Here is a 20,122-nt window from a genome sequence, read left to right on the forward strand (position 1 = left end):
CCAAACGCCGCCATGGATCGGATCTCACGCCCGATGCGTCCCCTCCTACTGCTGTTCCTCAGCCTGGCCTTGAGCTTTCCCGCCTCTGCGACTATCAGCGAGAGCCACGGCTACGCCCAGTTCGGGACACTCAAGTATCCTGCCAGCTTCAGTCATTTTGACTGGGTCAACCCCGATGCGCCCAAAGGCGGCACGTTGCGCATCATGGCGTCCGGTACTTTCGATACCCTCAATCCCTACACGCTCAAGGGCAGCAGCCCGATCTCGACCGCACATTTCCTGCAATACGGCGCCAATGAGCTGAACGAACCCTTGATGGTCGGCACTGGCGCTTACGATCCGTCCGGGGATGAGCCTGCCTCCAGCTATGGCCTGATCGCCAAAAGCGTCGAGTACAGCGAGGACCGCAGCTGGGTGGTCTTCAACCTGCGCCCGGAGGCACGTTTTCACGATGGCAAGCCGATCACCGCCTACGACGTGGCCTTCTCCTATCGCCTGCTGCGCAATGACGGCCACCCGCAGTACCGCACCAACCTGCAGGAAGTGAAACGCGTCGATATTCTCGGCCGGCACCGCATCCGTTTCGTCTTCAAGCGCGCCGGCAACCCGCTGCTGATCCTGCGCCTGGGTGAACTGCCGGTCCTGCCGCAGCACTACTGGAAGGACCGTGACTTCAAGAGCACCTCCTTCGAGGCGCCGCTGGGCAGCGGTCCCTACCGCATCGTCCAGGTGGTACCTGGCCGGCGCCTGGTGTTCGAGCGGGTGAAGGACTGGTGGGGCAAGGATCTGCCGGTCAATCGCGGCAAGTACAACTTCGACCGCGTCGAGGTGGAGTTCTACCGCGACAACCATGTTGCCTTCGAGGCCTTCAAGGCCGGCGAATTCGACTTCTACATCGAGAACCAGGCAAAGAACTGGAGCAACGGCTATCGCTTTCCGGCCGTGACCCGCGGCGATGTGATTCGCGCCGAGATACCGCACCAGATTCCGACCCAGACCCAGGCGCTGTTCATGAACACGCGCCGTGATCTGTTCAGCGACCGCAGGGTGCGCGAAGCGCTGGGGCTGATGTTCGATTTCGAGTGGACCAATCGCACGCTGTTCAACAACGCCTACGTGCGCGCCGCCAGCTACTACCCCAACAGCGAATTCTCGGCCACTGGCAAGCCCGAGGGCGCAGAGTGGCTGTTGCTCTCGCCGCATCGCGACAAGCTGCCTGCACGCCTGCTCACCGAGCCACCGACACAACCGGTAACCGACGGCCGCGGCATCCCCCGGGAAACCTTGCGCCGCGCCCTCGGTCTATTGGCCGATGCCGGCTGGAAACCCTCCGGCCAGGAGCTGCGTAATGCTCGCGGTCAACGCCTCGAGTTCGAGATCATGCTGGTCAACCCCAGCCTCGAACGCATTCTCCAGCCCTATACTGCCAACCTCGCCAGTATCGGCATACGCGCCAACCTGCGTACTGTCGATCGCGCCCAGTACAAGCAACGCCTTGACCAGTTCGACTACGACATGATCCTGCTGACCCTGCCGCAAACCCTCAGCCCGGGGCTGGAACAATCGCTGTACTTCCATTCCAGCCAGGTGAACATCAAGGGCGGCAAGAACTATGCAGGCGTCAACGATCCGGTGGTCGACGAGATGATCGACAAGCTGCTCTCGGCGCAGACTCGAGACGAACAGGTAGCTGCCACGCGAGCCCTGGACCGAGTCCTGCTCTGGCAGCACTACAGCATTCCCAACTGGTACATCAATTATCACCGCCTGGCGTACCGCAATCGGTTCGCCTTCGTCACCACGCCGCCCTACACGCTGGGCCTGCGCACCTGGTGGCTGAAGCCCACGGAGAACGCTCGATGACCCACCCGCTGCGCAGTTTCCTGCTTCACGGTAGCAGCCTCATTCTGCTCGGCCTGGCCGGCCTTGCCTTCGCCGCCCCCAAACACGCCGTCACCCTCTATGACGAGCCGCCCAAATACCCCGCCGACTTCACGCACTTCGAATACACCAATCCCGACGCGCCCAAGGGCGGTACCTTTCGCGAAGCGGGTTTCGGTGGTTTCGACAGCCTCAACCCCTTCATCAGCAAGGGGGTGGCTGCCGACGAGATCAACCTGATCTACGACACCCTTGCCGTGCAGAGCATGGACGAACCCTTCACCGCCTACGGATTGGTGGCGGAAAAGATCGAGAAGGCACCTGACAACGCCTGGGTGCGCTTTCTGCTGCGCAAGGAAGCCCGCTTCCACGACGGCACGCCGATCACCGCCGAAGACGTCAAGTTCACCTTCGATACGCTGATGGAAAAAGGCGCACCGATGTACCGCGGCTACTACGCCGATGTCGAGCAGGTGGAAGTGGAATCGCCGCACAGCGTGCGCTTCGTGTTCAAGCACGCCGGCAACCGCGAGCTACCGCTGATCGTCGGCCAACTGCCGGTGCTACCCAAGCACTGGTGGGCCGAGCGCGACTTCGCCAAGAGCAATCTCGAGGTACCGCTGGGTAGCGGCCCGTACAAGGTCGGTCGCGTCCAGGCCGGCCGCAGCATCCGCTACGAGCGTGTCGACGACTGGTGGGCCAAGGACCTGCCGGTGAGCCGCGGCTTCTACAACTTCGACAGCATCCAGATCGACTACTACCGCGACAACACCGTGGCCCTGGAGGCGCTCAAGGCCGGCCAGTTCGACTACTGGCTGGAAACCAGCGCGAAGAACTGGGCCACGGCCTACAACACCCCTGCGGTTGCCAACGGCCAACTGATCAAGGAAGAAATCCAGAACCGCAACCCCACCGGCATGCAGGGCTTCATCTTCAACACCCGCCGTCCGCAGTTTCAGGATCGCCGCGTACGTGAGGCGCTGGGCCTGCTGTACGACTTCGAATGGGCCAACAAGCGCCTGTTCAACGGCGCCTATTTCCGCACCCGCAGCTATTTCGACAATTCCGAACTGGGTTCGCAGGGGCTGCCTGGTGAAGACGAACTGAAGATTCTCGAACCGCTGCGCGGCAAGATTCCGGCCGAGGTGTTCAGCGAGGAATTCCGCGTACCGGTCACCGATGGCAGCGGCATCATTCGCGAGCAACAGCGCCGCGCCTACCAGCTGCTGCAACAGGCCGGCTGGCGTATCGAAGGTGATCGCATGCTCGATGCCAATGGTCAGCCGGTCAGCTTCGAGTTCCTTCTCGCACAAACCGAGTTCGAGCGCGTGCTGCTGCCATTCAAGCGCAATCTGGCTGACCTTGGCATGGATCTGGTGATTCGCCGCGTCGACGTTTCGCAGTACATCAACCGCCTGCGCTCGCGTGACTTCGACATGATCGTCAGCGGCTTCGGCCAGTCCAACTCGCCGGGCAATGAGCAACGCGAATACTGGCACTCCTCCAGCGCCGACAATCCCGGTAGCCGCAATTTCATCGGGCTCAAGGACCCGGCCATCGACCAGATCGTCGAAGGTCTGATCAACGCCGACTCGCGGCAGAACCTGATCGCCCATACCCGCGCCCTCGATCGCGTGCTGCTGTGGGGCTATTACGTGATCCCCAACTGGCACATCAAGACCTGGCGTGTCGCCTACTGGAACCGTTTCGAGCACCCGAAGATCACGCCACTCTACGATATCGGCCTGCACACCTGGTGGGTGCGCCCAGGCCTGGAGCAGCCGAGCGAAGCTCAGCAGCAAGCCGCAGAACAAGCGACCGAAGAGGCGAAGCAATAACATGCTGGCCTATATCTTTCGCCGCCTGCTGCTGATCATCCCGACCCTGTTCGGCATTCTGGTCATCAACTTCATCATCATCCAGGCCGCGCCCGGCGGCCCGGTCGAGCAGATGATCGCCAAGCTGGAGGGTTTCGATGCGGCCGCCGGCGGCGCCACGGGGCGCATCGGTGGCGGCGGCGCCGAAGTGTCGGTGGCCGGCTCCAACTATCGCGGCGCCCAGGGCCTCGACCCACAACTGATCGCCGAGATCGAGAAGATGTACGGCTTCGACAAATCGGCGCCCGAGCGTTTCTGGATCATGCTGAAGAACTACGCTCAGCTGGACTTCGGCTCCAGCTTCTTCCGAGACGCCCAAGTCATCGACCTGATCATCGAGAAGATGCCGGTGTCGATCTCGCTCGGTCTATGGAGCACCTTGATCATGTATCTGGTGTCCATACCGCTGGGGATCGCCAAGGCCACCCGCCACGGCAGCGCCTTCGACGTCTGGACCAGTTCGGCGATCATCGTCGGCTACGCCATCCCGGCGTTCCTCTTCGCCATCCTGCTGATCGTGCTGTTCGCCGGCGGCAGCTACTGGGACTGGTTCCCGCTACGCGGGTTGACCTCGAACAACTTCGAGCAGCTCAGCCTCGGCGGCAAGATTCTCGACTACCTCTGGCACCTGGTGCTGCCGGTTACAGCCCTGGTCATCGGTAACTTCGCCACCCTGACCCTGCTGACCAAGAACAGTTTTCTCGACGAGATCAACAAACAGTACGTGGTGACCGCCCGCGCCAAGGGCCTGACCAACCATCGCGTGCTCTACGGCCACGTATTCCGTAACGCCATGCTGCTGATCATCGCGGGCTTCCCCGCCGCCTTCATCGGCATTTTCTTCACCGGCTCCCTGCTGATCGAGGTGATCTTCTCGCTAGACGGTCTCGGCCTGATGAGCTTCGAAGCAGCGATCAACCGCGACTATCCGGTGGTGTTCGGCACCCTGTTCATCTTCACCTTGCTGGGGCTGATCGTGAAATTGATCGGTGACATCACCTACACCCTGGTCGATCCGCGTATCGACTTCGAAAGTCGGGAGGGTTGAGCATGAAACTCTCCCCTCTCAATCGACGCCGCTTCGACCGTTTCAAGGCGCACAAGCGCGGCTGGTGGTCGCTGTGGCTGTTTCTCATCCTGTTTGGCCTGAGCCTCGGCGCCGAACTGATCGCCAACGACAAGCCGCTGGCCGTGCGCTACGACGGGCAGTGGTACTTCCCGGTGCTCAAGCGCTACCCGGAAACGGTGTTCGGCGGCGAATTCCCGCTGCAGGCCAACTACAAGAGCCCGTACATTCAGGACCTGATCGCGGAAAAGGACGGCAAGATGATCTGGCCGCCGATCCCGTTCAGCTATTCGAGCATCAACTACGATCTGGAAGTACCAGCTCCCGCGCCGCCCTCGGCGCAGAACTGGCTGGGCACCGACGATCAGGGCCGCGACGTGCTGGCGCGGGTGATCTACGGCTTTCGCATCTCGGTGCTGTTCGCCCTGATCCTGACCCTGGCCAGCTCGGTGATCGGCGTGATCGCCGGCGCATTGCAGGGCTTCTACGGCGGCTGGGTCGACCTGCTTGGCCAGCGCTTCCTGGAAATCTGGTCGGGCCTGCCGGTGCTCTACCTGCTGATCATCCTGGCCAGCTTCGTGCAGCCTAACTTCTGGTGGCTGCTGGGCATCATGCTGCTGTTCTCCTGGATGAGCCTGGTCGACGTGGTGCGCGCCGAATTCCTCCGTGGTCGCAATTTGGAATACGTGCGCGCTGCGCGGGCACTGGGCATGGAGAACGGCGCCATCATGTTCCGCCATATCCTGCCCAACGCCATGGTTTCGACCATGACCTTCATGCCCTTTATCCTCACTGGCGCGATCGGCACCCTGACCGCCCTGGACTTCCTCGGCTTCGGCCTGCCGCCTGGTGCCCCTTCGCTCGGTGAACTGGTCGCCCAGGGCAAGAGCAACCTGCAGGCCCCCTGGCTGGGCATCAGCGCCTTCGCCGTGCTGGCGATCATGCTGAGCCTGCTGGTGTTCATCGGCGAAGCCGCCCGCGATGCCTTCGACCCGAGGAAATGACATGAGCCAGAACGAAACCCTGTTGCAAGTGCGCGACCTGGCCGTCGAATTCGTCACGGGCGAAAACTGCCAGCGCGTGGTCGAAGGCGTCAGCTTCGATATTCACAAAGGCGAGACCCTGGCCCTGGTTGGCGAGAGTGGCTCTGGCAAATCGGTCACCGCGCACTCGATCCTGCGTTTGCTGCCCTACCCGCTGGCACGTCATCCGCATGGCAGCATCGAATACGCCGGCGAAGACCTGCTCAAGCTCGGCGAAGGCCGTCTGCGCGGTATTCGCGGCAACCGCATCGCCATGGTCTTTCAGGAGCCGATGACCTCGCTCAACCCGCTGCACTGCATCGAAAAGCAGATCAACGAAGTGCTTGCCCTGCACAAGGGACTACGTGGCAAGGCCGCCAGCGCACGCACCCTGGAGCTGCTGGAGCTGGTCGGCATTCCCGAACCGAAGAAACGCCTCAAGGCCTACCCACACGAACTCTCCGGCGGCCAGCGGCAGCGCGTGATGATCGCCATGGCCCTGGCCAATGAACCACAGCTACTGATCGCCGACGAGCCGACCACCGCCCTGGATGTCACCGTACAGCTGAAGATCCTCGAATTGCTCAAGGATCTGCAGGCACGCCTGGGCATGTCGTTGCTGCTGATCAGCCACGACCTCAATCTGGTTCGCAGAATTGCCCACCGCGTATGTGTCATGCAGCGCGGTCGCATCGTCGAACAGGCGTCGTGTGAAGAATTGTTCCAGGCTCCGCAGCATCCCTACACCCAGGAACTGCTCGGCGCCGAACCCAGCGGCGACCCTGCGGCCAATCCTGCGGGCCAGCCGTTGCTGGAAGTGGACGACCTGCGTGTGTGGTTCCCGATCAAAAAGGGCCTGCTGCGCCGGACGGTGGATCATGTCAAAGCGGTGGACGGCATCAACTTCAGCCTGCCCCAGGGCCAAACCCTGGGCATCGTCGGCGAAAGTGGTTCCGGCAAGTCCACGCTGGGCATGGCCATTCTGCGGCTGCTCGCCAGTCGCGGTGATATTCGCTTCCAGGGCCAGCAGTTGCAGGGCCTGAGCCAGCAGGAAGTACGTCCGCTGCGGCGGCAGATGCAGGTGGTGTTTCAGGACCCCTTTGGGAGCCTGAGCCCACGCATGTCGGTGAGCCAGATCGTCGGTGAAGGTCTGCGCATTCACGGCATGGGCAACGAGGCGGAGCAGGAACAAGCCATCATCGACGCGCTTTTGGAGGTAGGACTGGATCCGCAGACGCGGCATCGCTACCCCCACGAGTTTTCTGGCGGGCAACGGCAGCGGATTGCCATTGCCCGGGCACTGGTGTTGAAACCGGCGCTGATCCTGCTGGACGAGCCCACTTCGGCGCTCGACCGTACGGTGCAGCGTCAGGTGGTGGAGTTGTTGCGCGGCTTGCAGGCCAAGTACAACCTGACCTATCTGTTTATCAGCCATGACCTGGCGGTAGTCAGAGCGCTGAGCCACCAGTTGATGGTGGTCAAGCAGGGCCAGGTGGTCGAACAGGGGTCTGCCGAGTCGATCTTCAGTGCACCGCAACACCCTTATACGCAGCAGTTGCTGGAAGCCGCTTTTCTGGCCCCGGCAACAGCTCACTGATCCTTGAAACAGGAAGAGGAATAGCACAATGGGTTTTCTAACCGGTAAGCGCGTACTCATCGTTGGCGTTGCCAGCAAACTGTCCATCGCCTCGGGTATCGCCGCCGCCATGCACCGCGAAGGTGCCGAGCTGGCCTTCACCTACCAGAACGAGAAGCTCAAGGGCCGCGTGGAAGATTTCGCTGCCGGCTGGGGCTCCAGCGCCGACCTGTGCTTCCCTTGCGATGTGGCCAGCGACGAGGAAATCGCCGCCGTGTTCGAAGCGCTGAGCAAGAAGTGGGACGGCCTGGACTGCATCGTCCACTCGGTCGGCTTCGCCCCGGGCGACCAGCTCAATGGCGACTTCACCGACGTCACTACCCGTGAAGGCTTCAAGATCGCCCACGACATCAGCGCCTACAGTTTCGTCGCCCTGGCCAAGGCCGGTCGCGAGATGATGAAAGGCCGCAACGGCAGCCTGCTCACCCTCTCCTATCTGGGCGCCGAACGCACCATGCCCAACTACAACGTCATGGGTATGGCCAAGGCCAGCCTGGAAGCCGGTGTACGCTACCTGGCCGGCAGCCTCGGCCCGGAAGGCACCCGCGTCAACGCCATCTCTGCCGGCCCGATCCGCACCCTGGCCGCCAGCGGCATCGCCAGCTTCCGCAAGATGCTGGCTGCCAACGAGAAGCAGACTCCGCTGCGCCGTAACGTCACCATCGAGGAAGTCGGCAATGCCGGCGCCTTCCTCTGCTCCGACCTGGCCTCGGGCATCAGCGGCGAGATCATGTACGTCGACGGCGGCTTCAACACCACCGCCATGGGCGCCATGGAAGACTGAGAAGGTCGCCGGACATCGTAGAGCGATGCACGGCCCAGCCGTGCCTGAACCCACAACGCCGCACATTGCTCAGCAAGTGCGGCGTTGTCGTTTCTGGCTTTTGTCAGCATTCAGCTACCCGAACCGAAACGCCACCACTACTCGGCACGCTTCAACGTTGGCGTTGTCCTAGCTGGAAGCCTGGAACCGAGATGGGTCAATGATCCCGACAAACAAATGGCGTGCTTGCCTGATCTGCGCACTATGCAGCCTTGTGGTCGGCTGCGCCTTGCCACCGCTGGATGGCCGTACCGAGAGCCAGGCCTTCACCCAGGCCGAAACGGCCAATACCACGCTGGGGCAAGCACTGGGCAGCGAACGCGACGCCCACCCCGGCCTGTCCGGCATTCTTACGCTGGCGGCTGCCCGCGATGCCTTTGCCGCGCGCATGTTCCTGGTCGAAGCGGCCGAGCGCAGTCTCGATGTTCAGTACTACATCTGGCGCAACGACATTACCGGCACCCTGCTGCTCGATGCGCTGCTCAGAGCGGCCGAACGAGGTGTTCGCGTTCGCCTGCTGCTGGACGACAATGGCATCGCCGGCCTCGATCAGACCCTGAGCACGCTCGATCGCCACCCCAACATCGAAGTGCGCCTGTTCAATCCCTTCTCCTTGCGAAAGGCCAAGGCGCTGGGTTATCTGACCCATTTTCCACGCGCCAACCGGCGCATGCACAACAAGTCCTTCACCGTGGACAACCAGGCCACCATCATCGGTGGACGCAATATTGGCGACGAATACTTCGACGCCAGTGAGGGGATGCTCTTCGCCGACCTCGATGTGCTGGCAATCGGCCCTGTCGTGGCCGACACCTCCGCCGACTTCGATCGCTACTGGGCCAGCGACTCCAGCTACCCACTGGAGCTGATCGTGCCTCGCAGCCGGAGCGCTCCACAGCCCCTGCACGATATCGCGGCAGACCTTTCCAGCTCGCCTGCAGCCAGCGGCTACGTGAAGACCCTGCAGGAAAGCGAGTTCATTCAGCGCCTGCTGGACAAGAATCTTGGCTTTGAATGGAGCGAGACCACACTGGTCAGCGATGACCCCGCCAAGGGCCTTGGCAATGCCAGTGACGGCGAGCTGCTGATCAATCATCTGGGCGAAATGCTCGATATTCCAAAGTCACGCGTCGACCTTGTATCCCCCTACTTCGTGCCCACGCAAACCGGCGTCGACATCTTTACCGGCCTGGTAAAACGCGGCATTGAAGTGCGCATCCTGACCAATGCGTTGGAGGCAACGGACGTGACGCCGGTACACGCCGGCTACGCCAAACGCCGGCGCGCCCTGCTCGAAGGCGGCGTCAAACTCTATGAGATGCGTCTGGGCGCGGACGACGAAGGCCACCAGGAGAAAGCCGGCCCATTCGGCAGCTCCGGCTCGAGCCTGCACGCCAAGACCTTCGCCCTCGATGGCCAGCGAGTATTCATCGGCTCATTCAACTTCGATCCACGCTCTGCCAGCCTCAATACGGAGATGGGTTTTCTTATCGAAAGCCCGAAACTGGCAGCAGCCATCGGCCAGGCATTCGAAAGCGATATCCCGGCCAATGCCTACGAGCTGCGACTGGACGAACACGACCGAATCTACTGGCTGCAGCGCGTGGATGGCGAGCAACGGCGATTCGATAGCGAGCCCGGTACAGGCCTGCTCAAACGCCTGGGTATTCATCTGCTCTCATGGCTGCCCATCGAATGGTTGTTGTAACCCAGAAACGAGAAAGCCCCGCACTAGGCGGGGCTTTCTCGTAACGGACGCGATCAGAAACGCTCGATATCAGCCTTGGCTTCCAGCTGCTTGCGCAGCGCGGCGAAGTCCTGCTGGCCGGCACGCGACGCCAGGAAGTTACGGTACATGGCGAGCTCTTCGTCAGCCAGCGCCTCTTCCGGCACATTCACGCCATCGAGACGCAGCACTACGTAATCGCCATTGTTCAGCGTCACGCCGGCGAAGGTGGGCTCGCCCGCCTTGTCTGGCTTGGGCATACGGAACAGCGCCTGCAGCACTTTGGGCTCGATGCCGTCCTGGCTACGGGTGGCCGCCTCTTGAACCTGCCAATCAGCAGCAGACTGCTCACCGGCCTGGGCAGCAGCCAGTTGCTTCTCACCTTCGGCCTTGGCCGCGGCACTGGCACGCTCCTGCTGCAGATGGGCACGAATGCTTTCAGCGACCTGTTCCAGGGGCAGCTGCTCGGGCTTTTTGTGTTCCTTGACGCGTACGACAACCACGGTGCTCGGGTCCAGCTCGATGGTAGAGCTGTTGGTGCCGTCTTCCAGAACTTCAGGGCTGAAGGCAGCCTGCAGCACCTGACGGTTGGCAGTGATGCCAGTTGCACCACCCTCACGACCGAAGGCTTCGCTGGTCTTGACCTCGAGACCCAGCTCCTGGGCAGGCTGGGCCAGATCCGATGCCTCGAACGCGGCATCTTCCAGCTGTTTGGTCGCCTCGACGAAGCGCTGCTCGACCTGTTGCGCTTTGAAGTCACGCGCCAGCTTGTCCTTCAGGCTGTCGAAGCTTGGCACTTCTGGAGCCTGAACACCCAGCAGCTTGATCAGGTGCCAGCCGAACTCGCTCTGCACGGGCTCGGAAACCTGGCCCTGCTGCAGCGCATAGAGCGCCTCCTCGAAGGCCGGATCGTAAACGCCAGGGCCGGCGTAACCCAGATCACCGCCATCGGCAGCCGAACCTGGGTCCTGCGAGAACTCCTTGGCCAGGGCAGCGAAATCTTCGCCAGCGTCCACACGCGCCTTGATCTCTTCGATCTTGGTACGCGCGGCCTGGTCATCGCCCTCGATAAGGATGTGCGCAGCCTGACGCTGCTCTGCCAGGTTGGCGATCTCGCTCTCGTACAGCGGCTGCAGATCTTCATCGCTGACTTCGACCTGATCGAAGAAGCTGTCCTTATGCAGCTCGACGTACTCCAGCACGACCTGCTCAGGGCTCATGAACTCGCCAGCGTGCTCGTCGTAATAAGCATTGACGTCGCTGTCGCTCAACTCGATCGCAGCGCTATCGGCCTTGATGGTGAGACTGGCGAAGTCACGGGTCTGGCGCTCGAGATTGGCGAAGGCACGCGCCTCCTGCTCGGTGACGAAGCTGCTGGCGCCGAGACCGGCACGCAACTGCCCAATCAGCATTTCCTCTTCCAGCATCTGGCGGAACTGCAGGCGGGTGTAGCCCATCTGGCGAATGACCTGATCGAAGCGCGCGGCATCGAAGCGGCCATCTACCTGAAATTCGGGAGTTTGCAGAATCACCTGGTCCAGCGATCCCTGCGAGAAGGCGAAATGAGCATCACTGGCTGCCTGAAGCAGCAGCTTGCGCTCGATCAAACCCTTGAGCGAAGCCTCACGCAGCAGGTTGTCATCGAGCAGCGAGGCATCAAAATCGCGACCCAGTTGCTGCAGCAGCTGACGACGCTGCATCTCAACGGCCTGATTGAGCTCGTTGAGGGTAATGGTGTCACCGTTCACGTCAGCCGCATTGTTGCGATTGCTGGTCCCCGTGACGATGGCTTCGAAACCGGTAAACGCCATCAGCATCACAATGAGGCCGATGATGATTTTGGCAATCCAACCGCGTGAATTGTCCCTGATGTTTTGCAGCATGCTTCCCCCAGAACGACTGTACAGAGTCACCAGCCGCGCAGTGTGGGTAATGTCCAGATAGAAGAAAGGCGCATCCTTGGATGCGCCTTCTCGTAACGCGTTAAGCGGTCAGAGCAGAAGAGTCTAGGACTACCTGCGCTGCCCCCTAACAGCCGCCAGACAGAGCCTGACGGCGAGGCAAACCCAGAAGACGCTTAGTTGACGGCGTCTTTCAGAGCCTTGCCAGCTTTGAAGCCTGGGATCTTGGCAGCAGCGATGCTGATCGGCTTGCCGGTCTGCGGGTTGCGACCAGTGCGAGCAGCACGCTCTTTGACAGCGAAGGTACCGAAGCCTACCAGCACAACGGAGTCACCAGCCTTCAGAGCGCCAGTGACGGATTCAATCACTGCATCCAGCGCGCGGCCAGCAACAGCTTTCGGGATATCAGCAGATGCAGCGATGGCATCGATCAGTTCCGACTTGTTCACTCTAAGTCCCCTTATTTCTGTTGAGTTTGTTTCTTGATTTTTAGTGTAAGCAAAGCGGGTGCTGGATGGCCTGCCGACACAATAAAAGCCGCTTTATAACAAGGGCTCAAAAATTGTGTCAAGGAAGCCCCCCGGCTAATGCGTGCTGATTCGCTCCTTGGAATCAGACTCGCGCTTGTCATCCGTTGCAACCATCTCCGGAGCCGCATCGGGCAAGGGCTCCGGGGCGTATTGCAGCGCAATTTGCAGGACCTCGTCAATCCATTTAACCGGTTTAATCTGCAGGTCTTGCTTAATATTTTCCGGAATTTCCTTCAGATCACGCACATTTTCTTCGGGAATGATCACGGTCTTGATCCCACCCCGATGAGCCGCCAGAAGTTTTTCCTTGAGACCACCGATGGCCAGCACCTGACCGCGCAGGGTGATTTCCCCGGTCATGGCCACGTCCGCCCGCACCGGAATCTGCGTCAGGGCCGATACCAGTGCCGTGCACAAACCGATGCCCGCGCTCGGTCCATCCTTGGGCGTGGCACCTTCGGGCATATGGATGTGAACGTCGCGCTTCTCGTTGAAATCAGCCGGGATCCCCAGGCTTTTCGCGCGACTGCGAACCACCGTCATGGCCGCCGTCATCGACTCTGCCATGACATCACCCAGCGAACCGGTCTTGATCAGATTGCCCTTGCCAGGGACCACCGCCGTCTCGATGGTGAGCAGCTCACCGCCGACCTGAGTCCAAGCCAAACCGGTCACCTGACCGATCTGATCCTGCTGCTCGGCGAGGCCATAGCGATGCTTGCGCACACCCAGGAAGTGCTCCAGGGAGTCGGCGCTGACGGTGACCTGGAAGCGCTTCTCGCGTACATGCTCCTTGACCACCTTGCGGCAGACCTTGGCGATTTGTCGCTCCAGACTGCGCACACCAGCTTCACGCGTGTAGTAACGAATGATGTCGCGAATCGCCGACTCGTCGAACTCCAGCTCGCCCTTCTTCAGGCCGTTGGCCTGAATTTGCTTGGGCGCCAGGTATTTGATGGCGATGTTGACCTTCTCGTCCTCGGTGTAACCCGGCAGACGAATGACCTCCATCCGATCCAGCAGCGGGCCGGGGATGTTCATCGAGTTGGCGGTGCAAAGGAACATCACATCCGACAGGTCATAATCGACCTCCAGATAGTGATCGTTGAAATTATGGTTCTGCTCTGGGTCGAGGACTTCGAGCAATGCCGAGGCAGGATCGCCGCGCATGTCCTGGCCCATCTTGTCGATCTCGTCGAGCAGGAACAACGGGTTGCGCACGCCGACCTTGGTCATCTTCTGAATCAGGCGACCCGGCATCGAGCCGATGTAGGTACGGCGGTGCCCGCGAATCTCGGCCTCGTCACGTACGCCCCCGAGGGCCATGCGCACGAACTTGCGGTTGGTCGCGGTGGCGATGGACTCGGCCAGCGAGGTCTTGCCCACACCGGGCGGGCCGACCAGGCACAGCACCGGCCCCTTGAGCTTCTTCACCCGCTTCTGCACGGCGAGATATTCAAGAATGCGCTCCTTGACCTCCTCCAGACCGTAGTGATCGGCATCGAGAATGCTCTCGGCACGCGCCAGATCCAGTCGCACCTTGCTTTCGGCCTTCCACGGCACATTGACCAGCCAATCGATGTAGGAGCGCACCACAGTGGCTTCAGCGGACATCGGCGACATCTGCTTGAGCTTGTTCAGCTCGGCATTGGCCTTGGTCAAGGCTTCCTTGGTCAGCCCCGCGTTATCGATGCGCTTACGCAATTCGTCAAGCTCGCTATGGCCTTCATCGATATCGCCAAGCTCTTTCTGAATGGCCTTCATCTGCTCATTCAGGTAGTACTCGCGCTGACTGCGCTCCATCTGTTTCTTCACGCGACCGCGAATACGTTTCTCAACCTGTAGCAGGTCGATCTCGGCATCCAGCAGGGCCAGCACGTGCTCGACGCGAGCGGACAGCGAGGTAATTTCGAGGATTTCCTGCTTCTGCTCGATCTTCAGCGCCATGTGCGCGGCCATGGTGTCGACCAGACGGCTGGGCTCATCGATGCTGTTGAGCGACGACAGCACTTCGGCCGGAACCTTCTTGCCCAGCTGCACGTACTGCTCGAACTGACTGAGCAGACTGCGGGTGAAGACTTCCGATTCGCGCTCGGCAGTTTCGCCCTCCTCGATCAGTTGCACCTCGGCACGGCAATGATCTTCGAGATCGATGAAACGCTCGATCGAGCCGCGCTGCTCACCCTCGACCAGCACCTTGACGGTACCGTCGGGCAGCTTGAGCAATTGCAGGACGGTGGCGACGGTGCCAACGCGATAAAGATCCTGATCATCCGGATCATCGACGGCCGGGTTCTTCTGGGCTACCAGCAGGATCTGCTTGTCACCCGTCATCGCCGCCTCGAGGGCCTCGATGGATTTCTCACGCCCGACGAAAAGCGGGATGACCATGTGCGGATAGACCACTACATCGCGCAATGGCAGGAGAGGCAATTCGATGGTTGTCTTCATGATTTCGGCTCAGCGGCGGCCATAAGGCCGTAAACAGGCGGGATTACCCTTGGCTTTTAAGATGGGGGTAGCTCCCGTAAAAAACAAGCGCAATGTCCACAAAAGCGAAGGGGCCCGAGGGGCCCCTTCTTTGCAACGTATGACAGCCGTCAGGCGTCTGGCGCGGCCTTCGCCGGCGGCTCGCTGTTCTCGTAAATCAGCAGCGGCTTGGACGAACCCTCGATGACGCTCTCGTCGATCACCACCTTGCTCACGTCCTGCTGGGACGGGATCTCGTACATGGTGTCGAGCAGAATGCCCTCGAGAATCGAACGCAGGCCACGCGCACCAGTCTTGCGCTCCAGCGCCTTCTGCGCCACGGATTTCAGCGCATCGGAACGGAATTCCAGGTCCACCCCTTCCATCTCGAACAGCTTGGCGTACTGCTTGGTCAGTGCGTTCTTCGGCTCGGTGAGAATCTGCACCAGAGCAGCCTCGTCCAGCTCCTCCAGCGTCGCGATCACCGGCAGACGACCGACGAACTCAGGGATAAGACCAAATTTGACCAGATCGTCCGGCTCGACCTCTCGCAGAGACTCGCCGATCTTCTTGCCTTCCTGCTTGCTGCGCACTTCCGCACCGAAACCGATGCCGCCCTTGGTAGAGCGCGCCTGGATGACTTTCTCCAGGCCGGCGAATGCACCACCACAGATGAACAGGATGTTGCGCGTATCGACCTGCAGGAACTCCTGCTGCGGATGCTTGCGCCCGCCCTGCGGCGGAACCGAGGCCACAGTGCCCTCGATCAGCTTGAGCAGCGCCTGCTGCACGCCCTCGCCCGACACGTCACGAGTGATCGACGGGTTATCGGACTTGCGCGAGATCTTGTCGATTTCGTCGATGTAGACGATACCCATCTGGGCCTTCTCGACATCGTAATCGCACTTCTGCAGCAGCTTCTGAATGATGTTCTCGACATCCTCACCGACATAACCGGCTTCGGTCAGGGTGGTGGCGTCAGCGATGGTGAACGGCACGTTGAGCAGGCGTGCAAGCGTTTCGGCCAGCAGCGTCTTACCCGAACCGGTCGGACCGATCAGCAGAATGTTGCTCTTGCCCAGCTCGACATCGTCTTTCTTGTCACGCTGATTGAGACGCTTGTAGTGGTTGTATACCGCTACCGACAGCACTTTCTTGGCGCGCTCCTGACCGATCACGTACTGATCGAGGATGCCGCTGATTTCCTTGGGTGCCGGGAGTTTGTGCGCGCTGCTCTCGGCCTGTGCTTCCTGCACCTCCTCGCGGATGATGTCATTGCACAGGTCGACGCATTCGTCGCAGATGAAGACGGAAGGACCGGCGATCAACTTGCGCACTTCATGCTGGCTTTTGCCGCAGAAGGAGCAATAAAGCAGTTTGCCGTTGTCCTCACCGTTACGGGTATCAGTCATTCGATCAATCCAATACGGTAGGCTTGAAACACAAGATGAAGGCAAATGCGGGCATTTTCAAGGGCGCAAGTCGCGCCAGTGAAGGATGCCCACAGCCGGCGCCTCATCTAGACCGGCATTTGACGCTTTTCATGGACGGCATCGACGAGACCGTATTCCACAGCGCGCGAAGCGCTCATGAAGTTGTCGCGATTGGTATCGCGCTCGATGGTTTCCAGGCTCTGGCCGGTATGTTGAGCCAGCAGCTCGTTCAGACGCTCACGAATGAAGAGGATTTCCTTGGCGTGGATCTCGATGTCCGAGGCCTGGCCCTGGAAGCCGCCCAGAGGCTGGTGAATCATCACACGCGAGTTCGGCAGGCAGAAACGCTTGCCCTTGGCGCCGCCAGCCAGCAGGAAGGCACCCATGCTGCAGGCCTGACCGATACAGGTGGTGGACACATCCGCCTTGATGAACTGCATGGTGTCGTAGATCGCCATGCCGGCAGTCACCGAGCCACCCGGCGAATTGATGTACAGGTGAATGTCCTTGTCCGGATTCTCTGCCTCCAGAAACAGCAGCTGGGCGCAGATCAGGTTGGCCATGTAGTCCTCGACCTGGCCAACCAGAAAGATCACGCGCTCCTTGAGCAGACGCGAATAGATGTCGTAGGCACGCTCGCCACGAGCGGACTGCTCGATGACCATCGGCACCAGGCCGCCAGCGGCCTGGATTTCAGGCATGTTTTGCATAAAAGGATTGCGGGACATGTCTTGCGCTCACTCCCTAATAGTCATGTCTCAAATACGCATAAGCCAGCACGGAGGCTGGCTTATGGTGGTGTACTCGAACGAGGTTACCAGATCAGTCGGCTTTAGGAGCTTCCGCCGGCTTGACTGCGTCTTCGTAGGAAACCGCTTTATCGGTCACGTTGGCCTTCTGCAGAACAGTATCTACAACTTGCTCTTCCAGTACAACCGAACGCACTTCGTTCATTTGCTGGTCGTTCTTGTAGTACCAGGCAACGACCTGCTCGGGCTCCTGATAAGCCGAAGCCATTTCCTCGATCAGCTCGCGCACGCGGGCTTCGTCAGGCTTCAGTTCGAACTGCTTGACCACTTCGGCGACGATCAGGCCCAGCACCACACGGCGCTTGGCTTGCTCTTCGAACAGCTCGGCCGGCAGTTGGTCAGGCTTGATGTTGCCACCGAACTGCTGAACAGCCTGCACGCGCAGACGATTCACTTCGTTGCCGATCAGCGCCTTCGGCACTTCGACCGGATTGGCAGCCAGCAGGCCGTCCATTACCTGGTTCTTGACCTTGGACTTGATGGCCTGACGCAGTTCACGCTCCATGTTCTTGCGAACTTCGGCGCGGAAGCCTTCCAGACCGCCATCCTTGATACCGAACAGGGCGAAGAACTCGTCGTTCAGCTCAGGCAGTTGCGGGGCGGAAACGCTGTTGACGGTAACAGTGAACTCAGCGGTTTTGCCGGCCAGGTCGAGGTTCTGGTAGTCCTCAGGGAAGGTCGGGTTGATCACGCGCTCTTCACCAGCCTTGACACCAACCAGGGCGTCTTCGAAGCCCGGGATCATGCGGCCGGAGCCCAGCACCAGCTGGGTGCCCTTGGCGCTGCCGCCAGCGAATGCTTCACCGTCGATCTTGCCGACGAAATCGATGTTCAGCTGGTCGCCATTCTCGGCAGCGCGCTCAACAGTTTCGAAACGGGTGTTCTGCTTGCGCAGGATGTCGAGCATATTGTCGACGTCGCTGTCAGCCACATCAGCTTCGAGGCGCTCGATGGCGATCGACTCGAAACCGGAAACCTGGAATTCGGGGAACACTTCGAAAGTAGCGACGTATTCCAGATCCTTGCCCTTCTCGAAGGACTTCGGCTCTACGGCCGGAGCGCCGGCCGGGTTCAGCTTCTGCTCGACCACAGCTTCATAGAAGGTAGCCTGGATCAGGTCGCCCAGGGCTTCCTGACGAGCGGCATCTTCATAGCGCTGACGAATCACGCTCATCGGCACCTTGCCAGGACGGAAGCCAGGAACCTTGGCACGACGGGCAGTCTGTTGCAGACGCTTGTTGACTTCGGTCTCGATGCGCTCGACGGGTACGCCGACAGTCATGCGGCGCTCAAGAGCAGAAGTGCTTTCAACAGAAACTTGCATGGATATTCCTCGTTGCACAGACATAAGCCGGCTCGAACCGGCCCCGAATCAAGGCCAAGCATTCTAGAGGGTCAATGTGCAGAAGTCACCCTAGAAGCAGGCGGCAGTCGGGAGGGGCTATATAAAGATGGTGCGGACGGAGAGACTCGAACTCTCACACCTTGCGGCGCCAGAACCTAAATCTGGTGTGTCTACCAATTCCACCACGTCCGCGTGGCTTTGCAGCTTAAAACAAAAACGCCAGGCTTTTGGCCTGGCGCTTTGGAATATGGGGTGGACGATGGGAATCGAACCCACGACACCAGGAGCCACAATCCTGTGCTCTACCAACTGAGCTACGCCCACCATATTGCATTGCTTACTCAACTTGCCTGACCGCCAAATGGCGCACCCGGCAGGACTCGAACCTGCGACCATCCGCTTAGAAGGCGGATGCTCTATCCAGCTGAGCTACGGGCACTTATCCATCCGCTAGCGCAGACTTACAAGCTTTTGGCTCCAACCTCACCACCAGGGCTTGGCTCTTGCCGCCTCACCCAGCGAGTGGCTGTTCCTGAGAAGCGGGGCGAATGTTATAGACGGCTCCCAACCTCGTCAACAGAAATTTTCAAAAAAATTCAGCGATTTAAAGGAGTTACGCGAAAACGACGGCAGGCGCCTTTGCCCAAGTGAGCGCCCATGCGAGAATGCGCGTCCTTTTTTCATCCTTATTAATGGTTAACCAGCGCAATGACCGCACAACTGATCGACGGCAAGGCGATCGCCGCCAGCCTCCGCCAGCAGATTGCCCAACGTGTCGCCGAACGCCGCCAGCAAGGCCTTCGTGCGCCAGGCCTGGCCGTGATCCTGGTCGGCACCGATCCCGCCTCCCAGGTCTATGTGTCACATAAACGCAAGGATTGCGAAGAAGTCGGCTTTGTTTCCCGCGCCTATGATCTGCCGGCAGAGACCAGCCAGGCCGATCTGCTCGCCCTGATCGACGAGCTCAACGAAGACCCGGCCATCGACGGCATCCTGGTACAGCTGCCGCTGCCGGAGAATCTCGACTCGTCCCTGCTGCTCGAACGCATTCGCCCGGATAAAGATGTGGACGGCTTCCATCCTTACAACATCGGCCGCCTGGCCCAGCGCATGCCGCTGCTGCGCCCCTGCACCCCCAAGGGCATCATGACCCTGCTGGAAAGCACCGGCGTCGATCTCTACGGCCTGCATGCAGTGGTAGTTGGGGCGTCCAATATCGTCGGCCGACCAATGGCCATGGAGTTGTTGCTGGCCGGTTGCACCGTGACCGTCACCCACCGCTTCACCAAGGATCTGGCTGGCCACGTCGGCCAGGCCGATATCGTCGTGGTCGCTGCCGGCAAGCCTGGGCTGGTCAAGGGTGAGTGGATCAAGCCAGGCGCCATCGTCATCGATGTCGGCATCAACCGCCAGGAAGATGGCAAGCTGGTCGGCGACGTGGTGTACGAGACCGCCCTGCCCCGCGCTGGCTGGATCACCCCGGTTCCAGGCGGCGTTGGCCCAATGACCCGCGCAGGTCTCTTGGAGAACACCCTGCACGCGGCCGAGCATCTGCATAAATAAGCAGCGCTGCATAACGAACAACGGCACCCGAGGGTGCCGTT

14 protein-coding genes and 3 tRNA genes are annotated in these 20,122 nt (G+C 60.5%); 8 read left to right on the forward strand and 9 right to left on the reverse strand.

What is annotated here, in order from left to right:
• Nucleotides 1–33 precede the first annotated feature (33 nt).
• From JWV26_RS23270 to JWV26_RS23300, 7 genes are all read left to right on the forward strand, one after another.
• Nucleotides 34–1,863 (forward strand): extracellular solute-binding protein, encoded by a 1,830-nt coding sequence (locus tag JWV26_RS23270; RefSeq protein WP_072423835.1) that lies wholly within the window; start codon nucleotides 34–36, stop codon nucleotides 1,861–1,863.
• On the forward strand, nucleotides 1,860–3,719 hold the full coding sequence (locus JWV26_RS23275) for an extracellular solute-binding protein (protein WP_072423834.1): 1,860 nt from the start codon (nucleotides 1,860–1,862) through the stop codon (nucleotides 3,717–3,719). The genes JWV26_RS23270 and JWV26_RS23275 overlap by 4 nt, the downstream gene beginning before the upstream one ends.
• Before the next feature lies 1 nt (nucleotide 3,720).
• Nucleotides 3,721–4,806: a microcin C ABC transporter permease YejB gene (locus tag JWV26_RS23280; protein ID WP_003461414.1), complete on the forward strand. Its 1,086-nt coding sequence runs from the start codon at nucleotides 3,721–3,723 to the stop codon at nucleotides 4,804–4,806.
• A gap of 2 nt (nucleotides 4,807–4,808) precedes the next feature.
• On the forward strand, nucleotides 4,809–5,828 hold the full coding sequence (locus JWV26_RS23285; RefSeq protein WP_072423833.1) for an ABC transporter permease: 1,020 nt from the start codon (nucleotides 4,809–4,811) through the stop codon (nucleotides 5,826–5,828).
• A gap of 1 nt (nucleotide 5,829) precedes the next feature.
• A complete protein-coding gene (locus tag JWV26_RS23290) occupies nucleotides 5,830–7,443 on the forward strand; it encodes an ABC transporter ATP-binding protein (protein ID WP_072423832.1) in 1,614 nt (537 codons plus the stop codon).
• Between the two features lie 28 nt (nucleotides 7,444–7,471).
• A complete protein-coding gene (fabI, locus tag JWV26_RS23295; protein ID WP_003461408.1) occupies nucleotides 7,472–8,266 on the forward strand; it encodes an enoyl-ACP reductase FabI in 795 nt (264 codons plus the stop codon).
• A gap of 199 nt (nucleotides 8,267–8,465) precedes the next feature.
• On the forward strand, nucleotides 8,466–10,013 hold the full coding sequence (locus JWV26_RS23300; RefSeq protein ID WP_072423831.1) for a phospholipase D family protein: 1,548 nt from the start codon (nucleotides 8,466–8,468) through the stop codon (nucleotides 10,011–10,013).
• Nucleotides 10,014–10,066: 53 nt separating this feature from the next.
• Here the strand turns inward: JWV26_RS23300 and JWV26_RS23305 are convergent, their stop codons facing one another.
• The 9 genes from JWV26_RS23305 to JWV26_RS23345 form a co-directional block, all read right to left on the reverse strand.
• Nucleotides 10,067–11,914 carry a SurA N-terminal domain-containing protein gene (locus JWV26_RS23305; protein WP_074919022.1) on the reverse strand — a complete coding sequence of 616 codons (1,848 nt, stop codon included), beginning with the start codon at nucleotides 11,912–11,914 and terminating at the stop codon, nucleotides 10,067–10,069.
• 194 nt (nucleotides 11,915–12,108) lie between these two features.
• The gene (gene hupB, locus JWV26_RS23310) at nucleotides 12,109–12,381 is read right to left on the reverse strand and encodes a nucleoid-associated protein HU-beta (protein ID WP_003239952.1); all 273 of its coding nucleotides are present in this window, start codon (nucleotides 12,379–12,381) and stop codon (nucleotides 12,109–12,111) included.
• Nucleotides 12,382–12,516: 135 nt separating this feature from the next.
• A complete protein-coding gene (lon, locus tag JWV26_RS23315; RefSeq protein WP_072423829.1) occupies nucleotides 12,517–14,913 on the reverse strand; it encodes an endopeptidase La in 2,397 nt (798 codons plus the stop codon).
• 149 nt (nucleotides 14,914–15,062) lie between these two features.
• Nucleotides 15,063–16,343, reverse strand: a complete 1,281-nt coding sequence (gene clpX / locus JWV26_RS23320) for an ATP-dependent Clp protease ATP-binding subunit ClpX (RefSeq protein ID WP_037000808.1) — start codon at nucleotides 16,341–16,343, stop codon at nucleotides 15,063–15,065.
• 107 nt (nucleotides 16,344–16,450) lie between these two features.
• Nucleotides 16,451–17,092, reverse strand: a complete 642-nt coding sequence (gene clpP, locus JWV26_RS23325) for an ATP-dependent Clp endopeptidase proteolytic subunit ClpP (protein ID WP_024308001.1) — start codon at nucleotides 17,090–17,092, stop codon at nucleotides 16,451–16,453.
• A gap of 94 nt (nucleotides 17,093–17,186) precedes the next feature.
• Nucleotides 17,187–18,497: a trigger factor gene (gene tig / locus JWV26_RS23330; RefSeq protein ID WP_072423828.1), complete on the reverse strand. Its 1,311-nt coding sequence runs from the start codon at nucleotides 18,495–18,497 to the stop codon at nucleotides 17,187–17,189.
• Nucleotides 18,498–18,625: 128 nt separating this feature from the next.
• Nucleotides 18,626–18,710 (reverse strand) — tRNA-Leu (locus tag JWV26_RS23335).
• A gap of 56 nt (nucleotides 18,711–18,766) precedes the next feature.
• Nucleotides 18,767–18,842, reverse strand: a tRNA-His gene (locus JWV26_RS23340).
• A 38-nt stretch (nucleotides 18,843–18,880) separates the two neighbouring features.
• Nucleotides 18,881–18,957 (reverse strand) — tRNA-Arg (locus JWV26_RS23345).
• 269 nt (nucleotides 18,958–19,226) lie between these two features.
• Here JWV26_RS23345 and folD point away from each other — a divergent pair.
• The gene (gene folD, locus JWV26_RS23350; protein ID WP_074919020.1) at nucleotides 19,227–20,081 is read left to right on the forward strand and encodes a bifunctional methylenetetrahydrofolate dehydrogenase/methenyltetrahydrofolate cyclohydrolase FolD; all 855 of its coding nucleotides are present in this window, start codon (nucleotides 19,227–19,229) and stop codon (nucleotides 20,079–20,081) included.
• Nucleotides 20,082–20,122: the final 41 nt, after the last annotated feature.

Source organism: Ectopseudomonas toyotomiensis (genome assembly GCF_017167985.1).
GTDB lineage: Bacteria > Pseudomonadota > Gammaproteobacteria > Pseudomonadales > Pseudomonadaceae > Aquipseudomonas > Aquipseudomonas toyotomiensis.